Source organism: Nostoc sp. LEGE 12454, from assembly GCF_056620565.1.
Map to the genome: position 1 here is coordinate 24,961 of NZ_JBWQXL010000051.1, position 21,386 is coordinate 46,346.

Annotated in this window: 24 protein-coding genes and 2 pseudogenes; 18 read left to right on the forward strand and 8 right to left on the reverse strand. The window is 41.1% G+C overall.

The window, feature by feature from the left end; genetic code table 11:
• Nucleotides 1-2: 2 nt before the first annotated feature.
• Nucleotides 3-236, reverse strand: coding sequence for a hypothetical protein (locus tag AC1F2U_RS29845; protein ID WP_480264424.1), 234 nt, complete (start codon nt 234-236; stop codon nt 3-5).
• A gap of 736 nt (nt 237-972) precedes the next feature.
• Here AC1F2U_RS29845 and AC1F2U_RS29850 point away from each other — a divergent pair.
• Together AC1F2U_RS29850 and psb35 are read left to right on the forward strand one after the other, a co-directional pair.
• The gene (locus AC1F2U_RS29850; RefSeq protein ID WP_100899406.1) at nt 973-1,155 is read left to right on the forward strand and encodes a CsbD family protein; all 183 of its coding nucleotides are present in this window, start codon (nt 973-975) and stop codon (nt 1,153-1,155) included.
• 269 nt (nt 1,156-1,424) lie between these two features.
• Nucleotides 1,425-1,596, forward strand: a pseudogene (psb35, locus tag AC1F2U_RS29855) (photosystem II assembly protein Psb35).
• A gap of 21 nt (nt 1,597-1,617) precedes the next feature.
• On the opposite strand, the gene AC1F2U_RS29860 reads toward psb35, so the two are convergent.
• Nucleotides 1,618-2,712 carry a hybrid sensor histidine kinase/response regulator gene (locus AC1F2U_RS29860; RefSeq protein ID WP_480264425.1) on the reverse strand — a complete coding sequence of 365 codons (1,095 nt, stop codon included), beginning with the start codon at nt 2,710-2,712 and terminating at the stop codon, nt 1,618-1,620.
• A 569-nt stretch (nt 2,713-3,281) separates the two neighbouring features.
• Between AC1F2U_RS29860 and AC1F2U_RS29865 the strand changes: the two genes are divergently transcribed.
• The 8 genes from AC1F2U_RS29865 (at nt 3,282) to AC1F2U_RS29900 (ending at nt 9,278) form a co-directional block, all read left to right on the forward strand.
• Nucleotides 3,282-4,001 (forward strand): response regulator, encoded by a 720-nt coding sequence (locus AC1F2U_RS29865; protein WP_480264426.1) that lies wholly within the window; start codon nt 3,282-3,284, stop codon nt 3,999-4,001.
• Nucleotides 4,002-4,187: 186 nt separating this feature from the next.
• On the forward strand, nt 4,188-5,876 hold the full coding sequence (locus AC1F2U_RS29870; protein ID WP_480264427.1) for an NAD(P)H-quinone oxidoreductase subunit 4: 1,689 nt from the start codon (nt 4,188-4,190) through the stop codon (nt 5,874-5,876).
• A 186-nt stretch (nt 5,877-6,062) separates the two neighbouring features.
• Nucleotides 6,063-6,251, forward strand: a complete 189-nt coding sequence (locus AC1F2U_RS29875) for a hypothetical protein (RefSeq protein WP_322685876.1) — start codon at nt 6,063-6,065, stop codon at nt 6,249-6,251.
• On the forward strand, nt 6,236-6,541 hold the full coding sequence (locus AC1F2U_RS29880) for a type II toxin-antitoxin system RelE/ParE family toxin (protein ID WP_480264428.1): 306 nt from the start codon (nt 6,236-6,238) through the stop codon (nt 6,539-6,541). The genes AC1F2U_RS29875 and AC1F2U_RS29880 overlap by 16 nt, the downstream gene beginning before the upstream one ends.
• A 217-nt stretch (nt 6,542-6,758) precedes the next feature.
• Nucleotides 6,759-7,673, forward strand: a complete 915-nt coding sequence (gene thrB, locus AC1F2U_RS29885) for a homoserine kinase (RefSeq protein ID WP_480264429.1) — start codon at nt 6,759-6,761, stop codon at nt 7,671-7,673.
• Between the two features lie 29 nt (nt 7,674-7,702).
• On the forward strand, nt 7,703-8,215 hold the full coding sequence (locus AC1F2U_RS29890; RefSeq protein ID WP_480264430.1) for a hypothetical protein: 513 nt from the start codon (nt 7,703-7,705) through the stop codon (nt 8,213-8,215).
• 154 nt (nt 8,216-8,369) lie between these two features.
• A complete protein-coding gene (locus AC1F2U_RS29895) occupies nt 8,370-8,870 on the forward strand; it encodes a helix-turn-helix domain-containing protein (RefSeq protein ID WP_480264431.1) in 501 nt (166 codons plus the stop codon).
• 180 nt (nt 8,871-9,050) lie between these two features.
• Nucleotides 9,051-9,278: a hypothetical protein gene (locus AC1F2U_RS29900; RefSeq protein ID WP_480264432.1), complete on the forward strand. Its 228-nt coding sequence runs from the start codon at nt 9,051-9,053 to the stop codon at nt 9,276-9,278.
• Nucleotides 9,279-9,442: 164 nt separating this feature from the next.
• Here the strand turns inward: AC1F2U_RS29900 and lipB are convergent, their stop codons facing one another.
• The gene (lipB, locus tag AC1F2U_RS29905; protein WP_480264433.1) at nt 9,443-10,147 is read right to left on the reverse strand and encodes a lipoyl(octanoyl) transferase LipB; all 705 of its coding nucleotides are present in this window, start codon (nt 10,145-10,147) and stop codon (nt 9,443-9,445) included.
• A gap of 620 nt (nt 10,148-10,767) precedes the next feature.
• Here lipB and hpf point away from each other — a divergent pair.
• The gene (gene hpf, locus AC1F2U_RS29910; RefSeq protein WP_322687893.1) at nt 10,768-11,415 is read left to right on the forward strand and encodes a ribosome hibernation-promoting factor, HPF/YfiA family; all 648 of its coding nucleotides are present in this window, start codon (nt 10,768-10,770) and stop codon (nt 11,413-11,415) included.
• Between the two features lie 150 nt (nt 11,416-11,565).
• On the opposite strand, the pseudogene AC1F2U_RS29915 reads toward hpf, so the two are convergent.
• Nucleotides 11,566-11,834: pseudogene (locus AC1F2U_RS29915) on the reverse strand (hypothetical protein); the annotation flags it as partial.
• Between the two features lie 7 nt (nt 11,835-11,841).
• Between AC1F2U_RS29915 and AC1F2U_RS29920 the strand changes: the two are divergent.
• Nucleotides 11,842-12,033 carry a hypothetical protein gene (locus tag AC1F2U_RS29920; RefSeq protein WP_292860261.1) on the forward strand — a complete coding sequence of 64 codons (192 nt, stop codon included), beginning with the start codon at nt 11,842-11,844 and terminating at the stop codon, nt 12,031-12,033.
• Between the two features lie 271 nt (nt 12,034-12,304).
• Entirely contained in the window at nt 12,305-12,751 is a 447-nt protein-coding gene (locus AC1F2U_RS29925; RefSeq protein WP_480264434.1) for a protease inhibitor I42 family protein, read from the forward strand.
• A gap of 30 nt (nt 12,752-12,781) precedes the next feature.
• On the opposite strand, the gene AC1F2U_RS29930 is transcribed toward AC1F2U_RS29925, so the two are convergent.
• Entirely contained in the window at nt 12,782-13,639 is an 858-nt protein-coding gene (locus AC1F2U_RS29930) for a sulfurtransferase (RefSeq protein ID WP_480264435.1), read from the reverse strand.
• Nucleotides 13,640-13,665: 26 nt separating this feature from the next.
• A complete protein-coding gene (locus AC1F2U_RS29935; protein ID WP_480264443.1) occupies nt 13,666-13,803 on the reverse strand; it encodes a hypothetical protein in 138 nt (45 codons plus the stop codon).
• Nucleotides 13,804-13,823: 20 nt separating this feature from the next.
• On the opposite strand from AC1F2U_RS29935, the gene AC1F2U_RS29940 reads away from it, so the two are divergent.
• Nucleotides 13,824-13,958, forward strand: a complete 135-nt coding sequence (locus AC1F2U_RS29940; protein ID WP_480264444.1) for a hypothetical protein — start codon at nt 13,824-13,826, stop codon at nt 13,956-13,958.
• A gap of 89 nt (nt 13,959-14,047) precedes the next feature.
• Nucleotides 14,048-14,188 carry a hypothetical protein gene (locus AC1F2U_RS29945; protein WP_480264436.1) on the forward strand — a complete coding sequence of 47 codons (141 nt, stop codon included), beginning with the start codon at nt 14,048-14,050 and terminating at the stop codon, nt 14,186-14,188.
• A gap of 132 nt (nt 14,189-14,320) precedes the next feature.
• On the opposite strand, the gene AC1F2U_RS29950 is transcribed toward AC1F2U_RS29945, so the two are convergent.
• A complete protein-coding gene (locus tag AC1F2U_RS29950) occupies nt 14,321-15,895 on the reverse strand; it encodes an adenosine deaminase (RefSeq protein WP_480264437.1) in 1,575 nt (524 codons plus the stop codon).
• A 634-nt stretch (nt 15,896-16,529) separates the two neighbouring features.
• Here AC1F2U_RS29950 and acs point away from each other — a divergent pair.
• The 3 genes from acs (at nt 16,530) to AC1F2U_RS29965 (ending at nt 20,653) form a co-directional block, all read left to right on the forward strand.
• Complete coding sequence (gene acs / locus AC1F2U_RS29955; RefSeq protein WP_480264438.1) at nt 16,530-18,503, forward strand: acetate--CoA ligase; 1,974 nt, start codon at nt 16,530-16,532, stop codon at nt 18,501-18,503.
• Between the two features lie 129 nt (nt 18,504-18,632).
• Nucleotides 18,633-19,313, forward strand: a complete 681-nt coding sequence (locus AC1F2U_RS29960; protein ID WP_480264439.1) for a tetratricopeptide repeat protein — start codon at nt 18,633-18,635, stop codon at nt 19,311-19,313.
• 560 nt (nt 19,314-19,873) lie between these two features.
• The gene (locus AC1F2U_RS29965) at nt 19,874-20,653 is read left to right on the forward strand and encodes a Uma2 family endonuclease (protein WP_480264440.1); all 780 of its coding nucleotides are present in this window, start codon (nt 19,874-19,876) and stop codon (nt 20,651-20,653) included.
• On the opposite strand, the gene AC1F2U_RS29970 is transcribed toward AC1F2U_RS29965, so the two are convergent.
• The gene (locus tag AC1F2U_RS29970) at nt 20,650-21,252 is read right to left on the reverse strand and encodes a Uma2 family endonuclease (RefSeq protein WP_480264441.1); all 603 of its coding nucleotides are present in this window, start codon (nt 21,250-21,252) and stop codon (nt 20,650-20,652) included. The two genes, AC1F2U_RS29965 and AC1F2U_RS29970, sit on opposite strands and share 4 nt — an antisense overlap.
• Nucleotides 21,253-21,386 lie beyond the last annotated feature (134 nt).

A 21,386-nucleotide genomic window follows, 5' to 3' on the forward strand; every position in this document is an offset into this window, starting at 1 on the left:
AATTATTTTTCTTCAAGCTCTTTTTTAATATTCAAATGCCACAGTTTCTCTAAAGAAGTAACTTGTCGGCGGAAAACAGCAGCCCGGTGTTTCTTATAGATATTAAACCCTACAAACACAATCATTGGAATCAAGATAGAATATCCGATGAAAATGTTAACAGATGAATCTATTTGCATTCTAGAGTCTATATATTGGGAGTTGGGAGTTGCTTGAGTACTAAAATTTGATTGCATAAATATCTTCATAAATACTACAATTAAAAAGCTAGAAATAAACGTGGATAATTTTTCCTGCTATCTTTTAGCAGAAATTACTCACAACTTTTATTAGGTAATTCAAAGTCGCTGCTGAGACTTCTCTATGCCTTCTTGCACTAGCTAAACTATTCTTCAGTTAAAATCTGAACAATTATGTTGATTTCTGCTAAATTTTGTGACAAAATCCTTGTTATACAAGCTACTAATCCTAAAGTATTTACTGACATTTAAACTATTTTTGGTGCCAGTTATTTCTAGTATTTGCTTAATTAGCCGGAGTTGTAGAAGTAACATACAGCGGATTGCAAGTTAATAAGTGACTGTTAATGTATAACCAAGCTATCGGGGAGAGTGCCCGATAGGGCGGGTGGGTAGTGTACTCAACTTAGATAAAGAGCGCTGTATTTACCATATCCAGTGGTAATAAGCCAAGTTGCAGTTTATTATCATGGCTGTCTACCTGAAGTGATAAATGATTTTGTCTAAAGATAGAACAATCGAATGATCCCTTTCCCTCTTTTGGATATTAATTAAATTTCCAAAGATGAATTTTAAGGTTAAAAAACTATGTACAACGAACACAAATATTTGTTATAAAAACATCGTTAGATAGAAGCATTAAAAGTTATTTAAAACTAATCTATAGATATTGCAGCGCTTTTCAAGCAAGCAATAGTTAATGACTACGTAACATATTTTAGGAACAAATAATATGAGTATCGAAGATAGAGCAAAAGCTTTTGCTAAAAACGTTGAAGGTAAAGTACAAGAGGCAGTCGGCGAAGTAACTGGCGATCCTAAAGATAAAGCTGAAGGTAAAGCTAAACAAGCTGAATCCCAAGTCCGTCACACGACCGAAAATATCAAAGATGAAGTTAAAAAGACTTTAGAATAGTACACTGTGATAGAGGTTTTCCTCGCTGTAACAACTTGCTCAAGTAAATAGATTTTGGCAATATTGTACAAGGTGGAATTTTATTTAAGAAGAAGGTTTAAGTTAAATAATTATTTACTGAACCTTCTCCCTTTATTAACTCTGTTTTTTACCTAATATTTTTAGGCATTTTCATAATAGCGATCGCAAGATATTTTCTCCATATATTACTGATTTTTCAAGGCTGCTAATTCATAATTAATATTCTATTTATCTATCTTTTAACAGACATCCCAACATCACAAGATAACTCTACTTGTTCTATTGTGCTGACAGCGTTATTAGGATTAGGCTTTCTTGCTGCTGTGACTATTAGGATTGATTGCCTGGTACAATTCCAAACGTCCTGTAGGTTGGGAAGATAAACAGCGTCCTGATATTATTCCAGAAATCGATCGGTAATAATTTTTTGTCTGTCTAATTTTAGTTTTCGTCAGCTAAAGGTAGGCGGATAGTAAATGTACTGCCCTTGCCTGGTTCAGATGTCACATCGATTGTGCCTTGATGTGCTTCGATAATACAGCGAGAAAGATATAATCCCAAGCCACTACCAGAACGTTGGTGTTTTCCTTGACGAAATCGCTCGAATAATATTGTCTGATCTGGTTTAGAAATTCCTGGCCCTGTATCTTGGATATCAATATTCACAGCTACCGGAGTCAGATAACAGTGAATATTTACAGAGCCTTTGTCTGTAAACTTGATAGCATTGCCAATAAGATTCGTCAAAACTCGCCGCAATTCTACGCGATCGCCCATGACGCTGCTTGCCGCTTCACCTAGATCGATATTTACAGCTAATCCTTTTTCTTCAGCTAAAGGAGTTAATTCTTGCGAAACTTCACCAACTAATTCCTGAATATTGCAGGGAGAGATTTTTAAGGTTTTACAGCCCGCTTCATGACGATAAACTTCTAACAAGGTATTTACCATTTCCAGCAGGTCTTGATTGCTGCCAATCATGGTATTAATTATTTCTTGCAATTGTGGCGAAACATCGCAAAACCTGCCTTCCAGCAATAATTTTAAGACGCGGTTAGAGGCTACTAGGGGGATGCGTAAGTCGTGAGTAAAACGTGAGACAAAATCTGCCCGGAGGTTCGCCATCTGATCTCGTTCGTCGATACTATGCTTGAGGCGCAGGAGCGATCGCACCCTTGCATGTAGTTCATCAGGATCGAATGGTTTGCGAATGAAGTCATCTGCACCAGCGTCTAGTCCTTCAACAACGCTAGACTCATAGTGAGCCGTGAGCAGCAGAATCGGGATAAATGGCAATGCCTGATTCTGTCGGATGCGGCGAGTAAATTCATAGCCATCTAGCTCCGGCATCATCACATCTAAGAGAATTATGTCTGGCGGTGACTCTTCAACCATAGCCAGAGCAATCTTACTATCTTCTACCAAGTTAATTTCATAGTCCTCATCTTCTAGGACTGCTTCTAAGACCAGTAGATTGTCAAAAACATCATCAACAACGAGAATTTTATCTTTTTTGACAGTTTTAGTTAAAGACATGGCTAAATAAAAAAGAAGTGCTTGGCTATCCCTAGCAAATCTAGTAATAGCTTACTTCACCCGCGCTGAGATTATTAAGGATTAACATTTTCTTTTAGAGTTTGCTGAGTTAAATAACTATTGTCTACGTAATTAAACTTATTTTTTCTTTGTCTTGTGTATTTTTTGTAAGTATATTAGCTGCCTGAATTCTCCAATTAATATGAGTGCCTGGGTCTAGAGTGAGTTATTTTAGTCCGTTTTTTGTGCATAATCCCGCTGAAAACAAGGATAATTACTTAACGATCGCCTACTTTTACTTGCTACCAGATTTTTAATGAAAAATTGTTTAACATAAAACATCGAGCGTGAGGTTGATGTATAAAAATATTTTTTTGATTGAATTATTATATTGTCATATCGGAACTCTTGCCTTAGAAAGGCTTACAAGATAAGGTTATTTATGTCTAATGGTAGATGAACTTCAGGGAATAATGCCAAACGCATTGCTTTTTGTATAAGATCCCGAATAGAAGAACGAGATTATTTTAATCTGTACTTTAGATAAATAACAGTAAAGTTAAGCAACTATGAGTGAAATCAAGATCCTTGTGATTGAAGATCACAACCTGACAAGAATCGGCTTGCGGTCTGCCTTACAAACTCAGCCAGAGTTTAACATTGTTGGTGAAGCAGCCAATGCAGCTGATGGTATCAAGCTTCTGAAAACTCTCAAGCCGGATGTTGCTACTATTGACATTGGTTTGCCTGACATGGATGGTATTGAGCTAACACGCACATTTAGGCAATATCAGGCAGAAAATGAGGACTATACAACAAAGCTGCTAATTTTAACGATGCAAAATAGCGAACAAGCAGTTTTAGCAGCATTTGCAGCAGGTGCAGATTCTTATTGCATGAAGGATATAGAAACTGAGAAACTAGTAGAGGCTGTGCAAACAACTTATGCAGGTAGCTCATGGATCGATCCAGCGATCGCAGACCTTGTACTACAACAAATACGTCAAGATTTCCCCGATGGCAACAAAGGTGCATCTGGAAAAAGAGTTTTGATTGAAGGTATTGACCCAGATGTTGAGAAAAGTATAGTCAGCTATCCTTTAACTCATAGAGAGATGGATGTTTTAGAGTTGATTGTCGCTGGCTGTGACAATGCAGAAATTGCGAAAAGGCTCTATTTAACAGTCGGTACTGTCAAAACTCATGTTCGAGGTATTCTCAATAAACTCTGTGTTGCTGACCGGACACAAGCTGCTGTCCGTGCGTTGCGGGCGGGATTAGTACCCTAAGCAAGTAAGTAACCATCATCAACTGTCTACACAAGAACACTTAACAAATAAAAATATTTTTTTCCCAGTCTCCAGTAAATTGTTTTTTGGTCAAAGCAGTTAACTGGGAAAAAGATTTATGAAGAAATTGTTACAAAGTTTAGTAGAATGACATAATTAACTAAATAAGTATTTTTCTATACATACATGATAGCGGATCAATTTCCCTGGCTTACCGCGATTGTCTTACTGCCACTTGTTGCTTCTCTGCTCATCCCTGTGTTGCCTGATAAAGATGGTAAACTCGTGCGGTGGTATGCACTGGGTGTAGGTATTGCAGATTTTGCCTTGATGTGCTACGCCTTTTGGAAGCATTACGATGCCAGCAGTGCTAGTTTTCAAATGGTGGAAAATTATGCCTGGGTGCCTCAGTTAGGTTTTAACTGGGCGGTATCAGTCGATGGGCTTTCAGCACCACTTGTGCTTTTAGCCGGATTTGTCACCACACTCTCGATATTTTCAGCTTGGCAAGTCGATCGCCGTCCCCGCCTTTTTTATTTTCTGATGCTGGTGCTGTATTCGGCACAAGTAGGGGTGTTTGTTGCCAAAGACTTGCTCCTATTTTTCATTATGTGGGAAGTAGAGTTAATTCCCGTCTACCTACTAGTCTGTATTTGGGGTGGGCAAAGGCGACGTTATGCAGCTACGAAATTTTTGTTATATACCGCAGCAGCTTCTATATTTATTTTAGTGGCAGCCCTGGCAATGGGGCTATACGGCGGCGGTGATATGACATTTGACATCACCGCCCTCGCCAGCAAAGAATATCCTCTTAGTCTACAACTGCTACTTTATGCAGGATTGTTGATTGCATTTGGTGTCAAGCTTGCTGTTTTCCCCATGCATACTTGGTTGCCTGATGCCCACGGCGAAGCATCCTCTCCTGTATCGATGATATTAGCTGGTGTGTTGTTGAAGATGGGCGGATATGGACTGATTCGCCTGAATCTCGAACTACTCCCCGATGCACACATTTATTTTGCGCCGGTTCTAGCCATTCTCGGTGTTGTCAACATTATCTATGGTGCATTGAACTCCTTTGCTCAGACGAATATGAAGCGGCGTTTAGCTTATTCGTCGATTTCTCACATGGGGTTTGTGCTGCTTGGGATTGCATCCTTCACTGATTTGGGAATCAATGGTGCGATGTTGCAGATGATTTCGCATGGTTTAATTGCATCGGTGCTGTTCTTCTTAGCAGGTGTTACTTACGATCGCACCCACACAATGGTAATGAAAGATATGGGCGGTATTGGTCAAGCCATGCCCAAAGTCTTTGCCCTGTTTACAATCGGAGCGATGGCATCTCTGGCACTTCCCGGAATGAGCGGCTTTGCTGGCGAACTCTCGGTATTCGTTGGGATGACAAGCAGTGACGTTTACAGTTCAACTTTCTGCACCGTAACGGTTTTTCTTGCCGCAGTTGGAGTTATCCTCACACCTATTTATCTACTTTCCATGCTGCGAGAGGTATTTTATGGTAAAGATGCAGCACTGCTATGCGACATTAATAATGCTGGCTTAGAAAATCAAGAAGATGACGGAACAGTTTGTTTTGGTACAGACTGTCTCGTGCCAGAAGATGCAGTCTACGAGGATGCTAGACCTCGTGAGGTATTTATCGCCGCCTGTTTTCTGCTGATGATTATTGGTATTGGTTTCTATCCCAAGATGGCGATGCAGATGTACGATGTGAAGACCGTTGCAGTCAATGCTAATCTTCGCCAGTCTTATGCCATAGTCTCGCAAACCAATCCCCAGATTTATGCTAAGGGACTCTTGGTTCCGCAAATTTCTGAGGTTGAGGTAGCGCCCGTTTTGGGAACTTTGAAGTAATCTTTTTGACCAATAAACTTGTTAAAAAGAGCGATCGCTAGGTATCTTTCTGAGGAATAATAGAGCATTGATAGCTACTCACTATGGGTAGGCTATCAATGTCATATTAGAGTTATATTAATGATGGTGGACTCTACACCCAAGCATAGCGTTCAGTTGCTTTATTAATAAACTAAAAATCAAGCTATGAATACCACAAAAGAAAAAGTTCAATCTCTGCTGAATCAATTGCCAGACGATTGCTCAATCGAAGATATCCAATACCATTTATACGTAATTGAGAAGGTTAGTCGTGGATTAGAAGCAGCTGATATAGAAGGAGTAATTACACAAGAAGAAGCTGAAGAACGTTTGAGCAAATGGCTTATCAAGTAGTTTGGTCTTCCAAAGCGCTAGAAGATGTAGAAGCGATTGCTACATATATATCTCGTGACTCGACTGCTTTTGCTGCGGCAGTGGTTCAAAGAATAATCGATGTAACTCGTCAGTTGAGTAACTTTCCTTTCTCAGGTCGAATAGTACCAGAGTTTGGCGATGATAATATTAGGGAAAAGTTTGTATACAGCTATCGACTCATCTATCGAATTCAGGATAATTCTTTAACTATTGTAGCGGTGATTCATGGCAAAAGACTATTGGATAAACTGGATGCAGATTCAGAGTAAGTCACAAGCTAGATTGAAGAAAAAACTAATTTGAATCATTGCTCGATCTATCGCTCATATCATTTCAGCTTGATTGCTTATTAAACTCCAATTACCGCAGAATATATCATACATAAATGAATGCTGGGTTTTGGACTACTTACAGAGAATTCACATAATTCATTCGCAAATCAACCCTTTACATGGGATGCTAGTTGATGATTAGTGAGTTTTGCCAATGTCTGTTGTTTCTACCATCACTGTTACCGTTCCTGCCACAACTGCGAATTTGGGGCCGGGTTTTGATTGCATCGGTGCAGCATTAAAGCTGTACAACGAGTTCAAGTTCACTCGCCTGGAAGAAAGTGGGTTAATTATTCATGTCACTGGTACCGAAGCTGAACGAGTCCAAACTGATGAAAGCAATCTCCTTTACCAAGCGTTTGTCAAGTTCTATCAACATATAGAGCAGACACCGCCAACTGTGAAAATAGAGATTAAGTTAGGTGTCCCGTTGGCGCGGGGTTTGGGTAGTTCGGCGACAGCAATTGTTGGTGGGTTGGTTGCTGCTAATCAACTAGAAGGTGCAACTCTTTCTCAGTCGCAGGTGATGGAGTTAGCGATCGCAATGGAAGGACATCCTGATAATGTAGTTCCAGCCTTGTTGGGAGGATGTCGTCTCGCTGCTACCAGTGGTGCAGGTTGGGAAATTTGTGATGTTCCCTGGCATAAAGATGTTGTGCCAGTTGTGGCTATTCCTAATTTTGAACTTTCCACTTCAGAAGCGCGGGGCGTTCTGCCAACTGAGGTGAGTCGTGCGGATGCGATTTTCAATACCGCCCATTTGGGGTTATTGTTACGCGGCTTGGAAACTGGTAACGGACAATGGTTAAAGACAGCTTTGCAAGATAGATTGCATCAGCCCTATCGCAAAGCTTTGATTCCTGGTTATGATGCTCTCAACATTGCAGCTGTTAGTGCTGGTGCTTATGGTATGGTGATTAGTGGTGCAGGGCCGACACTGTTAGCTTTGGCGGATAAGTTACACTCAAAGGAAGTGGAGGCGGCGATGTTAGCTGCTTGGCAAGAAGAAGGAATTACAGCCGAGGTGCGATCGCTTTCTCTAGATACCCAAGGCGCAAAAAGCTTTTAATATTTTACTCAGCATTTAAAACTCGATTTATGGAGCAAACTCAGGCTGAAATAGCAGCGCTTAACTCTCAAATTCAGGCTCTTTTAGAAGAACGCGCTGCACTCACTATAAAAAATAATGTCATCTCTGGCGAGAATGATTCACCCCAGACGATGGTGGAAGCTTACCGCCGTCAAGCCAGAGAAAATGCCCAATTATCAGTTGAACTCCAAGGCATAGATGCAGCGATCGCCGCTTTGGAAGGCAAGATAAAACAAAAACAAGGTAAGTTAGTGCGTTGGCAAGGTGAATCCAAACAACTTATCCAACAGCAGGAGCTAGAGGAAGCGAAAGAAGTGGCTCAGGTTCATGCTGAACGCATTAATCAACTAGCAAGTGAACTGGCCGCAGAAGTCCGTTTTCTTAAGGCTTGTGCCAATCAACTGAGTCCAATGTATTGGCAGATTTATTACAAGCCCTTTATTACTGGCTTTAAGACAATCTCCGTTCCCTATGTCCGCTCTGATGGAGAAGTATGGACAATTGTCAACCGGATTGTTTAATACTTTACTCTTTTCGTTTGTATGCAACAGATTAGACCTCTCTCCTTTTAGGCTATCCATCACCCCGATTTTTCTCAACAAAAATATAACTTATACCAATTTTATATGAAGCTGCATATAATGGAGAAAACAAACTCGATAAATTAAAATAACCATGAGCCGCCCTTTTAAGATTGAAATCGCAGAGAGCGAAGAAGAACTTAAAAAACGTCTACAAACAGCTAACTTGGGAAACCAGAAAGAAAAGCTTATTATGCTGTGGTGGATAAAAAGCGGACAGGTTAAGGAGCAGCAAGAAATTGGAAAACGTTTGGCGAAAGATACCTCAACTGTGACAAGGTGGTTGCAAAAGTATAGAGCAGGGGGGCTATATGAATTACTGGAAATCAAAAAAGCTCCAGGAGCAAAACGCAAAATTCATGACGCAGCGATCGCAGCACTTGAGGAGGAGTTAAAAACAGGAAAAGGGTTTAGTAGCTATGGTGCGATAGGTGAGTGGTTGAAAAAAGAACATGGACTTGATATCGAGTATGGAACAGTTTATGCATGGGTTCGATATCGGTTAGGAGCAAAACTAAAAGTACCGCGTCCTCAAAGCTACAAGCAGGATGAAGAGTTGGTATCTGAGTTTCAAAAAAACTCGGTGTCATTCTGAATAGTCTCGAAAAGCTTCTGGCACAAGGAAAGGTGTCCACTACCTCTGTCAGGAGGAAACTAGGGTTGGGCTGAAAACCCTCACGGGGAAAGTAATTACTGCTGCTGGAGTTAAGCCCACTGTTGAGGTTAAATGGCAACGAGACAATTTTTGGCTTTATGGTGCCAATTGAGCCAATAAGTGGAAAACATTTTCACTCACGTTTACCCCAAACTCAATGGTGAATATTTTCAACAGTTTTTAGACTGGTTATCTCAGCAATTAGGCGACGACTATGCAATTTTACAGATTGACCAAGCTCCCGCTCATACAAGTTCTGCGATTCGCTGGCAAGAATTTATTATTCCTCTGCTTCAACCACTCATTCTCTTGAGCTTAACCCGAGCGAATGGCTTTGGGAGTTATTGAATAAACCACTTAAAAATGAACTATTTTCTTCTCTACAAAATTTACGCGTATGCGTAGCCCGCCGTAGGCATCGCATACAGCAATTGTTCAATGAACTTACATTTGAGCAGGTAATGTCTGTTTCCTCCTATAACTTTATTTTAGAAGCCCTTTTCTATGCAGCTTCATATTAAATTGATATCAGAGAAGAAAAACCCTTGAGGCTGAGATTCTACTAATTCCACGCCAAAGACTTCCGCAAAAGATTGTGCTATGTAAAAACGCACTTCTTGGCAGGTGATACCTGGAATCCATTCGGCTAAACTGCCTACAGGTTTGTCAGAAATACCGCAGGGTACAATGCGCTCAAAGCCTGTCATGTCTGGACAAACATTTAATGCAAAGCCGTGCATAGTAATCCAACGGCTGACTTTAATACCAATAGCCGCAACTTTTCGCCCTTGCAACCAAACGCCAGTAAAAGCCGGAATTCTTTCTCCTTGCAATCCATAAATTGCCAATACACGAATTATTACTTCTTCGAGTTGCCGTAAGTACCAATGGAGGTCTTTACGATAACGTTGCAGATTTAAAATTGCATAGCCCACCAGTTGACCTGGACAATGGTAAGTAACCTCGCCACCTCGTTCAACTCGATGCACATCATACTGACTTTTGTCAATATCAAATTTAAGAAAGTCTGAGTTGCTTCCTTGTCCCAAAGTGTAGACAGGTGGATGTTCTAGCAAAATTAACACGTCATCTAGACTTGGGTCATGAATGCGCTCACTTAGAAGCGATCGCTGCCATCCATGAGCTTCCAAGTAAGGCATTAATCCTTGGTTATACAGCAAACAAATGTTTTTTTGTGGTTTACTACTATGGATCATGCCAAAATTCAACCGTATAAAGAACTAAATATATTTCAAGTTACAGGATTAGAATCAACAATTGTCAAGCTTTGCAAAGGATTTTAAAGGAAAGTCAAGGGAACATGCATTAGAAAATACAAAGTGCTAGCTTGAATATATAACCTCAATAGGTTTTAGGAGGAATTCTCTGCAATAAGCATTATGCCAAGACAATAAGGAACAATGTACTGGCTGATGACTTTAATACAATTGTTTGCATTTCAAACAGAATCAAACTTCCACAAAGCCTTGTATTCTTGAACAACAGCAAGCAAACCTCAATCGAATACAGAAGGAGCAACTATCAACAGTTCTGTAAGCATTCCTTTAAAGGAAAAAGTAGTCATAGGAGTTACAATTACATTTCCTCACTCAAGAGTGCTAATTGGATATACAATTAGACATCAGCGCAGAGATGAGGAGGTAAATCAAGGGTATAGTTGACAATTCCTCAGATGCAGTAAGCTGAGAGACAGCTTAACAGCAGTAGATACAATATAGTTCACAATTTGTTTTGGCGGGAGTAATAAAGCTTACCGCAATTTCTTTTCATACAAAGCAAATTCACACATCTAAAATATTCAGCGGGAGAGTATTACATGAAGCTTGTCATCCACGGCAAAAATATTGAAATCACCGATGCGATTCGTGAGTATGTACATCAAAAAATTGAAAAAGCAGTTAGTCACTTTCAAAGCATTACAAATGAAGTAGATGTGCATCTTAGCGTCGCCCGGAATCCCCGAATTAATCCAAGACAAGCGGCTGAAGTAACTATTTATGCTAATGGTAGCGTTATTCGTGCCGAGGAAAGCAGCGAGAGCCTATATGCCAGCATTGACTTAGTTGCAGATAAAATTGCGCGTCAACTGCGGAAATATAAAGAACGGCGTCAAGACCACAAAACTCATGCTCAACCAACAGAAGTAGTTATTCCAGAGTCGATAGTAACAGATTTAATTGGCGATCGCACCGCTGAATTGCCCAACGAAGTCGTCCGCACCAAATATTTTTCCATGCCGCCGATGACTGTTGCAGAAGCTCTAGAACAACTACAACTCGTGGGACACGACTTTTATATGTTCCATAATTCTGAAACTGGAGAGATTAATGTAATTTACGAACGTAACCACGGCGGTTATGGTGTCATCCATCCCCGCAATGGTAACGGAAATACTAACGGCAAAAATGGCAAGGCAAGCCATACTAATATAGTCATGCCGGAAAAGTCGCATTCTAGTAAATAGACACTGGGGAATAGGGAGATGAGGAGAGGAGGGGAGAAGTTGCAGTAAGTTTTTCCCTTCTCCACCTCTGCCTCTTCCAATGTTCATTTCTTCATTTGGCAAACTGTTGCCAAGTTTTCAGATATTTAGAAAATATTTTCACTTTAAAATAGCAAATTCATCCATAATTTTCTGGATGATGTCTGCACAAGCTAGATAGTAAGGATTGACAGTTTCTCTAGCTTGGAAGTAGACATCAGAGTTTTGTGTTGTACCGCGCAAAACAGGTTTATCGGGGGATAGAAAAGGCTTGCGCGGCTAGCGATCGCGCGGCAATATTGAAAAACTGTAGGTGTTAATTCCCCAGCAATTTTGTACATATTGAGGAGCATCAACAATAATCCCTGCAATGCTCTAAATGTGGTTGTCATTAAGGAGGTAAATATCATGCAAAAAGAATATATGGAGATTTTAGAATCATTAATTAATCAACTGACATTATCCGCAATATTAGAAATGTTAGAACGAATATGTCACAAAAAAGCGGAAAATTTGAGAACTCATTGGCAAGATGAGACTTCAGCAAAGCTTTGGGATAAAGCCGCTAGACAGATAGAACAGATAAATGTTGATGTCTGATTGAAGAATAATTCAGAATTCAGGAGTCAGAATCAATGGGTAAATGATTCAGAGCCGCCACGTAATTGTTGCACCCATAAAAGGTCTGAAAAGTTAGTCAACTACCGACTCTGGTTGAAGTTAAATAAATCTGCGATCGCTGTAAAATCTAACAGAACCTCGCCAAGCGTCTCCAAATGAACTTGTAGGTTCACAGTATCTATGAAACTATTAATTGATGTCTGTTTGTCAATGAGTTTTACGATCTTTTTGGTGCTGAACAATGTTCTTTATGTTGATGCCAATAACTTTGGTTACGGTTTTAGAATTTAATCAAGGGTTTATAAGTTATCTCAATGCTCCAACTGTCGTTGGGGTAGTCGATCGCCACAAGTGTATTAAAAAGAAGAAAGTGTCACCGCTTGCCATTACCCAGGTAGACCAAGGTAAAACTTTTACAGTTTATAGGGGTCGTGCAATTGTACTCAATCTAGCAGAAAATCCAAGCACGGGATACATCTGGGAGATTGAAAAAAGCGATCCAGATGTGATTGAACTTCAGAATTCAACCTTTTATAGCAGCCCAACAGATGGACGCACGGGTGTTGGTGGAAAACGAATATTTACCTTCAAAGCTAAAGCTACAGGGGTAGTTAGATTAAAACTCAAGGAATGGCGATCTTGGGAAGGCGATCGCTCGATCGTCCAGCGATTTGATGTTACCTTCCAAATAAAATAGTAGTAGCTGTTAAGACTGAAGTTTATACGCTCATTGCATAACTTTGCTATCAATTGGTAGTGAAAAATCACGAGACCATTCATTCCAAGAGCCAAAATAATTTCTAGTAGAAATTCCCGCCTCTTCAAGGGCTATTAATGTATTCGCAGCCCTTGAACCCTTAAAGCAGTAAATGTACACAATTGACTCCGAAGTAATACCTACTGACTGGCAAATTTCTCGGATTTCATCTGGCGATCGGAACGTAGGGATTTCCGATTCAGAATTCATCAGATGATGCCATTCTAACCATACAGAGTTAGGGATTCTACCTTTGCGGGGACAAAAATCAGGATGGTAAGGAGAAGAACTCAACCCAAGCCATTCGTTGCGATCGCGCACATCTAATTTAATAATTGCTGGATTCTCAATTGCTTGCAACATCTCGGTGGTAGTCACCATTATATCAGCGTTGGGATGCAATCTAAATATACTGCTTTCACGCTTCGCTACTTCATCGGTAGTAGGTAATCCTGCCTTGAGCCATGCTCTATATCCTCCATGTAAAATAGATACCTGAGCGCAACCCAAATATTTCAGTAAGAAAGCTGCTCGACAAGATTGACCATAACCTTTATTTAAAGCATCTTCATAAACAATTAAATGTTCTGCACCAGATATTCCTACCCTACTCATGATTTCTGCAAAATACTCTTGCAATTCCTTTAATCCTCCTGGGGATGAATTCTCTAAAAGATAGGTGAAAAAATCTCTAATATTTATGGCTTGATAAATATGAGAAATATCATAATCTTCTTGACTTCGCGTATCGATAATGACAGTCTGTGATGATTTTTCTGCTAGCAGTGACGTGAGTTCTTCAGGAGAAATGAGGATTTTTTTATTCACGCTTTCATGCTTCTGTTATTGTACCATTAGGCATTATCGCCCTTGGAAGATTTGCATTTTGGAATGCAAATTACAGAAGAATGAATGTTGAATGTTACGAGAGAACTTTTGTTGGCGTGTTCTTCAATCCGGCTAACTGGATCGATAATAATTTTTTGAGACACAAGCCTCTCTTTTTTGACTTTTGACACTTCGACTTCTTTCAACTGCGCTCAAGGCAAGTCGCTCAGTGTTAACTTTTGATTTCCGCCTTGCGGTACTAGACGATTTGGAGTTCTTTAACTGTCGTGCGATCGCCATTCCTTCTAAAACGCGATGAGGATCGCTCTCCAAAACACTCCGAGCCATAAATCCCGGATTTCTCACCACACCTCGAATGCAGGAGTAATGAGTAGTGAGTAAGGAGTAATGAGTAAGAATGTACAAGTTCTTGCACTGGTATTGCGCCTGTTGCTCTTTTACTTATTACTCATTACCCATTACTTATTACTCATTATCAAACGCAAAGACAGCCGGGAAAATGAGATGGACAATAAAACCGTCAACTAGCGATCGCAGGCGGCGAGACTGGCGAAAGATAATGTATTGTTTCCAGTAAAGCTTGCAGGTATGAAAAACTTGACTTCTAATTTGTCGCTGCGGTCAAATAATTCGTTGCTCTACATTTTTTGTGAAAATCAATCAAAGCCAGTTCTGCAATGGCTCAAATCGAGCAAATTCTGACTCTAGCTGCCATTGAATCCGCGCGCGATCGTTCTTCTGCAAAAAAGCACTGCACCCTTGAGAAACAGAGGTTTCACCAGGAGTATCGCTTGCACAAGCTGGAACCATTGCCTTAAACTCAGGCGACTTCCAAAGACTATTTCCCGGAGCGAAACTATATTCTAAGCTATTGCGAGCCAGTCGCTTGAGGTCTTTATATCCCAGCCCATATCTCGTTGCCGCTAATAGATATTCATGACTCAAATCAATGCGGGAAATGCCTTCATCATCTGAAGCAAGGGTCATTGGTACTCCAGCCTTCCAATACTCCCTAAAAGGATGATTGTCTCCCTGGACATTCAAAATGACCTCATTACTAGTCAAGCAGATTTCAACCAACACGCCGAGTCGCCGCATTTGCTCCATCAGCTCGAAGGGACGCTCCTCAAAAAGAATATCCACGCCATGTCCGATGCGAGATGCCTGTGCCACTTCTACAGCTTGCCGAATATGAAAACGTAAATCCTCGGTCGGAACCAAACCGAGGGTTAACTCTCCTGCATGGAGCGCGACCTTGAGATCGGGATATTGGCGTTTGAAAAATTGCAGCATTTGCATTTGCAGGGTGTAGTCGCGCAGTGCAATCGGGTTGTCTTCTGGGGCGACGAGATTGATGCCAACTACCCGCGAATCCGATGAAGCTAGTGCAAAAGCATAAGCTAACTGAGCAAACACTTCAACGGGCGACTTTGTTCTTGTCGTTTGCTGCAAATAGCGCACCGTCACTGTACATCCAGGCTGTGCTGATGGAGTGCCGCAACCGAGTGTTTTCGAGACTTCGCGCTCCAACTGTGCAAATTGTTGGCTGCCCAGTGTCACTAGCTTGCTTAATCCTCGTTTGAGCAATTGACGGTGCATCTCTTGCAAATCTTTATTCCAACCAACTTCACGCCCTAGCTGTCGAACCTCACTGCCCTGAACGGTAAGCATTAACTCTAGATAGGTAATATGCTGCGAAGCTGCCCGATTTGCTACTTCTGCGACCATATCATCCCGACGGCTCATAGAGTCTGATCTTGTCCCAAAACCACTAAAAGCTTCAAAAAATTGGTCGTGTCCGGATTTACCAGCAGATTGGAGGTTGCGAGTAGACCAACGATTTATTAGGGAATCATAAATAGATGTTCGGTTTAACAATTCTGAAGCTGGAAAATAGCTACTGTCCTGACCGCAAGCTTTAGGTTCAACTAAAACCCCTACCTTTGGATTCACACAATAACCATCGGTGGCAGCCCACTCCAGATAGTGTTCTGCGTACACAGCCCCACTTAGATGACTGTGGATATCTCCTCCCTTCGGCATTCGCTGTACAAATGCTCGTAAAGCGCCTGGCTGTGCGCGATGGGCTTCAAACCAACTAGCAGCTTGAGCTTCACTCCGAGTCGAGGATTGCTGCGAATTAGATGGGACTTGGGCTGCTACACTGAAGATAAAACAGCTAGAACTCGTTAATACTCCTAAAAACAAATAATATAAGGGCGCTCGTCTATGCATATAGATTTATTTTTTTGTAAAACATGGCCAGTATGAGTGTAGTTATCATGCTGTTCAAAACCATCAACTATCAATCTTTATAAGCCAAATAAACTATAACCTAAGATAGATACGTATTAATTAATTTTATTTAGTCCAATCAGAAGTTATCATTTTTTAACATTAGTATTGCCAGCACAATCCGCTTACTTCGCGCCCACTCGAACCAAGTGCTGACATCGGTAGTCACAGTGTTCTTACCTTTCTTCCTACTTTTGCAACAGTTCGATCATTCATTAACTCAACTTGAACAGGTATAGTGAAGCGTTCGCGTAGCGTCTCGTAGATAAGCAATCGCAAAATCTCCAACTAAGAACTAGTCCATGCGATTGATTGTCTGCGACACGCTGCGCGAACGCAATGATAGTTATTCTCTCAGTGCAAAATAAAACTGGGATGCACCCCTTAATAACTCTATTGCATCTGGAGATTCATTCAGACTTAATAATGGTATTAACTGATAAGTTCTAGATGAAAATGAATGTAAACTAAATAACTCGGCAATTTTTATCTAGCTTAACGAAAATCTAAACAGCGTCTAGCAAAACTAAGCTAAAAATAGTTTTCAGTAACAATACCGCTCGTAAATGTAATCATGTCTCAACCAACTATAGAATCAATCCTACAAGAAAACCGCCTCTTTCATCCCGGCTCAGAATTCTCGCAGAACGCCCATATCAAAAGTCTGGAAGAGTATCAGCGCCTTTATGACAAAGCCAAAGCCGATCCACAGCAATTTTGGGCAGATTTGGCTGGAAAAGAATTAGAATGGTTCCAAAAATGGGACACAGTATTAGATTGGCAACCACCTTTTGCTAAGTGGTTCGTTGGCGGTAAGATGAATATTTCTTACAACTGCCTTGACAGACATCTCACTACCTGGCGCAAAAATAAAGCCGCATTGATTTGGGAAGGAGAACCAGGTGATTCGCGTACCCTTACCTACGCCCAACTGCACCGGGAAGTTTGCCAGTTTGCCAATGTATTGAAGCAACTAGGCGTACAAAAAGGCGATCGCGTTGGTATTTATATGCCGATGATTCCCGAAGCTGCGATCGCTATGTTAGCTTGTGCCAGAATTGGCGCACCCCACGGGGTAGTATTTGGTGGTTTTAGTGCCGAAGCTTTGCGCGATCGCTTAATTGATGCTAAAGCCAAACTGGTAATTACGGCTGATGGTGGTTGGCGCAAAGATGCGATCGTTCCTCTCAAGGAACAAGTAGATAAAGCCTTGGCTGATGGTGCTGTTCCCAGTGTAGAAAATGTCCTAGTTGTCAAGCGCACCGGACAGGAAACTTATATGCAGTTGGGCGGACGCGATCATTGGTGGCATGATTTGCAAAAGGGTGTATCAGCAGATTGTCCCGCCGAACCGATGGACAGCGAAGATATGCTGTTTGTCCTCTACACTTCTGGCAGCACGGGCAAACCGAAGGGTGTAGTGCATACAACTGCTGGTTATAATTTGTATACCCATATCACCACTAAATGGATCTTTGACCTTCAAGACACAGATGTATATTGGTGTACCGCTGATGTCGGTTGGATTACGGGACATAGCTATATTGTCTACGGGCCGCTTTCCAATGGTGCAACCACGGTGATGTATGAAGGTGCGCCCCGTGCTTCTAATCCTGGCTGTTTCTGGGATGTAATTGAAAAATACGGCGTGAATATTTTTTATACCGCACCTACAGCAATTCGAGCATTTATTAAAATGGGCGAACAACATCCGAATGCGCGAAACTTGTCTTCGTTGCGTTTGCTGGGAACCGTCGGCGAACCGATTAACCCGGAAGCTTGGATGTGGTATCACAAAGTTATTGGTGGGGAACGTTGTCCAATTGTGGATACTTGGTGGCAAACGGAAACCGGCGGTATCATGATTACACCGCTACCAGGAGCAATTCCCACCAAACCCGGTTCTGCAACTCTTCCCTTCCCTGGAATTATTGCAGATGTCGTGGATTTAGAAGGAAACACTGTACCCAATAACGAAGGTGGCTATTTGGCGGTGCGACATCCTTGGCCAGGAATGATGCGGACAGTCTACGGCGATCCAGAACGCTTCCGCCGCACCTATTGGGAACACATTCCGCCCCAAAATGGTAACTATACTTACTTTGCTGGTGATGGCGCAAGACAAGATAAAGACGGCTACTTCTGGGTAATGGGTCGTGTGGATGACGTACTGAATGTATCAGGACACCGACTCGGTACAATGGAAGTAGAATCAGCATTGGTTTCGCATCCAGCAGTTGCAGAAGCGGCGATAGTGGGTAAACCCGATGAACTTAAAGGTGAAGAAGTAGTTGCTTTTGTGACTTTAGAAGGTACTTATCAGGCAAGTGAGGAACTGAGTAAAGAACTCAAACTGCATGTTGTCAAAGAAATTGGTGCGATCGCACGTCCGGGAGAAATTCGCTTTACAGACGCTTTGCCCAAAACGCGATCGGGTAAAATTATGCGGCGCTTGCTGCGGAATCTAGCTGCCGGACAAGAGGTATCTGGAGATACTTCAACATTGGAAGATCGGAGTGTATTGGATAAGTTAAGAGAAGGTGTGTAAATAATTCCAAATTAGCTTAATAAGGGCGCACATATATGTGCGCCCTTATCGTCTGTCCTGTGATGCATTACGCGCTAACGCAGTCCAATTTATCATAAAGATTAGAACATTATTGAGGCATTCAGGGCGATGAAGGTGAAGTGCAAATCCAAATCAGCATTTGTTCAACCTATTGGCTGCATGATGCTGAGTATTATCAGTGTAATGGGAATATCGCCATTAGTGTTAGCGGTTCCTGGACAAGTTTCTTTACATTCACCAGAACAGTCTGCACAGAGACAACCCCAAAAAATAGCACAATCTTCAGGTACAGATGCACCAGAGCGATCGCAACTCCTGCAACAAGCCAATGGTTTATTTAGTCAAGGAGACTTAACAGGTGCAGAGGAAAATTTACGCAAATTAATTAAAAAATTTCCAGAAGATGCCTTTGGACACTTTCAACTGGGAAATGTACTTTTTCGGCAAAAGAAACCAGAAGATGCAATTAGCTCCTTTCGAGAAGCCATTCGCCTCCGGCCAAAATACGCTCTAGCTTACAATGCGATCGGTATTGTTTACGCAAGCCAAAGTCGCTGGCAAGAAGCCATTACTGAATATAAAAAAGCTCTGGAAATTAATCCTAATTATGGCGAAGGGCTGACTAATTTTGCACTGGCATTGTGGCAAACAAATAAAAAAGACGAGGCGCTATCTTCTTTAGAAAAAGCTTTAAATATTTTCAAAGAACAGAATAGAGGTGAAAAAGTTAACCAAGTAGAACGAATTTTAAAAGAAATCAAAACTGCTGACGATCCTGGTGTTTCCTGAGAACCATATTATTCAGTGGATAAAAGTTAAGAAGAGTTGCGGCGAGCGGCTTGAAGGATGCTTTGCCAGAAATGTGATCGGGTATTATGCATCTATTGCTGCGGATTTGACATCTGGTTTGTAATTATTGTGGGGTGGGCTAGCCCGCCCTCTCAAAAGCATCAAAACAGAATAATTATATTGTAATGAATGAAATATTTATGTTAGCCAGAGAAACTGTAAGAGTGATTTTTCACATGGATGGAGGATACACAAGGGTAGTCTGGGAACGTTCGGAAAATACTGCATAAGCAGGCATAGGATGGATTTTTGATATACCAACTTATGTAATACCATACGATTTACAAGCAATAGGTTCTCGCTTTATATTATCTATAGTTAAGCCGAATGCAAATGATTGTGAGGATATAGAGAATATCCGCAGTAATCGTAATAGCTTTTTTCATATAGAAAGATTGACTTTTGTTATATGAATGGCATTTAGTCTAGTAGCACGTCTATTCAAAAATAGCAAAATAGCAATCTACAATAAGAATCAGACAACCCATTGGTTAAAGCCTATGACTTCTCTATCGGCATTAACTTTACCTGACCACACCCAATTACCAGACTCAGATGGTACATTTGTGAAAAATCTTCAGGAGCATCCGCAAAGCATTTTAATCACAGATTCAATTAAACCTGTTTTAGAAAAACTTCATCCTGATGGTCAATATTGTATCGGACAAGATTCTGGTATTTACTGGCGATTGACAGATCCTCCTGAGAAAGGGGCTGAAGCGCCAGACTGGTTTTATGTACCCAATGTACCACCGACACTTAACGGTAAAATGCGCCGTTCTTATGTGCTGTGGAAGGAGTATGTTGCACCCCTAATTGTGATTGAATTTGTCTCTGGAGATGGTTCAGAAGAACGAGATAAAACGCCGCCATCTCAAGGGGAAGGTGGAAATGTTGGTAAATTTTGGGTTTATGAGCAGGCAATTCGAGTGCCTTATTATGGAATTTATGAAGTAGCAAAAGCACAAGTTGAAGTGTATCACCTAGTCGATAATACTTATCAACTGATGCAACCCAATGAACGAGGACATTACCCAATTGCTCCTATGGGTGTAGAGTTAGGAATCTGGCAAGGATTTTATCAGAATGCAGAGTTACCTTGGTTACGCTGGTGGGATGCACAAGGAAATTTACTGCTAACGGGTGAGGAACGTGCTGTGATTGAACGAGAAAGAGCGGAAGTTGAGCGACAAAAGCGGGAAAGAATTGTAGAGAAATTACGATCGCTATCTGCTGAACAACTCAATGCTTTAGGAATTGATCCAGAAATGTTAGATTAGGAAATATTCTCATCTACTAATATTACATCTTCATATATTTCTGCGTAGGCGTAGCCCGCCGTAGGCATCGCACAATGAAAATCAACGCTACCTAAATGCACTTCTTCTCCTTTTTCATAAGGGTAAAGTACCCAGTATCCTGACTCATTGCGGCGGAAGCATTCCACACTCATTTGCTCTGATGAAATTAGCACATATTCTTGTAGTGATTCTAAGTGTCGATAACTAGCAAATTTCTTCCCTCTGTCATAGCCTTCGGTTGATTCAGAAAGTACTTCAATAATTAAGGAAGGATAGCACTTAAAATATTCAAATTCTTTCTCTCGTGTATCGCAAGTAACCATTACATCGGGATAAAAATAGCGATTTATCACATCAATTTGTGCTTTCATATCTGCCATGTAAACACGGCAACCACTACCCCGGAGATGGTTTCTTAACAGTATTGATACATTCATGCTAACTGTGACATGAGCATCACTTGCCCCTGCCATTGCATAGACTTGCCCATCAATATACTCGTGTTTGATTTCACTAAATTTCTCGCCTTCTAGATATTCTTCTGGGGAGATATAGTACTCACTTTGGCTAATGACCATTTTAGTACCTTAGGCATCATGTAAAAATAACTTGAACAATTTGCCGAATGGTTAGATGATCGGAATGTAACCGAATTAAAGGCTTATATGTCTGATAAGCAGGTAGTAGAAAGCATTCAAGACAAGTACGATTC

Coding starts and splice junctions, on each gene's coding strand:
- AC1F2U_RS29950 (WP_480264437.1), bottom strand. CDS start 15,895: ATGCATAGACGAGCGCCCTTATATTATTTGTTTTTAGGAGTATTAACG.
- AC1F2U_RS29925 (WP_480264434.1), top strand. CDS start 12,305: ATGTTGATGCCAATAACTTTGGTTACGGTTTTAGAATTTAATCAAGGG.
- AC1F2U_RS29890 (WP_480264430.1), top strand. CDS start 7,703: ATGGAGCAAACTCAGGCTGAAATAGCAGCGCTTAACTCTCAAATTCAG.
- AC1F2U_RS29850 (WP_100899406.1), top strand. CDS start 973: ATGAGTATCGAAGATAGAGCAAAAGCTTTTGCTAAAAACGTTGAAGGT.
- AC1F2U_RS29880 (WP_480264428.1), top strand. CDS start 6,236: ATGGCTTATCAAGTAGTTTGGTCTTCCAAAGCGCTAGAAGATGTAGAA.
- AC1F2U_RS29865 (WP_480264426.1), top strand. CDS start 3,282: ATGAGTGAAATCAAGATCCTTGTGATTGAAGATCACAACCTGACAAGA.
- lipB (WP_480264433.1), bottom strand. CDS start 10,147: ATGATCCATAGTAGTAAACCACAAAAAAACATTTGTTTGCTGTATAAC.
- AC1F2U_RS29970 (WP_480264441.1), bottom strand. CDS start 21,252: ATGGTCATTAGCCAAAGTGAGTACTATATCTCCCCAGAAGAATATCTA.
- AC1F2U_RS29860 (WP_480264425.1), bottom strand. CDS start 2,712: ATGTCTTTAACTAAAACTGTCAAAAAAGATAAAATTCTCGTTGTTGAT.
- AC1F2U_RS29870 (WP_480264427.1), top strand. CDS start 4,188: ATGATAGCGGATCAATTTCCCTGGCTTACCGCGATTGTCTTACTGCCA.
- acs (WP_480264438.1), top strand. CDS start 16,530: ATGTCTCAACCAACTATAGAATCAATCCTACAAGAAAACCGCCTCTTT.
- AC1F2U_RS29895 (WP_480264431.1), top strand. CDS start 8,370: ATGAGCCGCCCTTTTAAGATTGAAATCGCAGAGAGCGAAGAAGAACTT.
- AC1F2U_RS29845 (WP_480264424.1), bottom strand. CDS start 236: ATGCAATCAAATTTTAGTACTCAAGCAACTCCCAACTCCCAATATATA.
- AC1F2U_RS29920 (WP_292860261.1), top strand. CDS start 11,842: ATGCAAAAAGAATATATGGAGATTTTAGAATCATTAATTAATCAACTG.
- AC1F2U_RS29945 (WP_480264436.1), top strand. CDS start 14,048: ATGAGTAAGAATGTACAAGTTCTTGCACTGGTATTGCGCCTGTTGCTC.
- thrB (WP_480264429.1), top strand. CDS start 6,759: ATGTCTGTTGTTTCTACCATCACTGTTACCGTTCCTGCCACAACTGCG.
- AC1F2U_RS29960 (WP_480264439.1), top strand. CDS start 18,633: ATGAAGGTGAAGTGCAAATCCAAATCAGCATTTGTTCAACCTATTGGC.
- AC1F2U_RS29875 (WP_322685876.1), top strand. CDS start 6,063: ATGAATACCACAAAAGAAAAAGTTCAATCTCTGCTGAATCAATTGCCA.
- AC1F2U_RS29965 (WP_480264440.1), top strand. CDS start 19,874: ATGACTTCTCTATCGGCATTAACTTTACCTGACCACACCCAATTACCA.
- hpf (WP_322687893.1), top strand. CDS start 10,768: ATGAAGCTTGTCATCCACGGCAAAAATATTGAAATCACCGATGCGATT.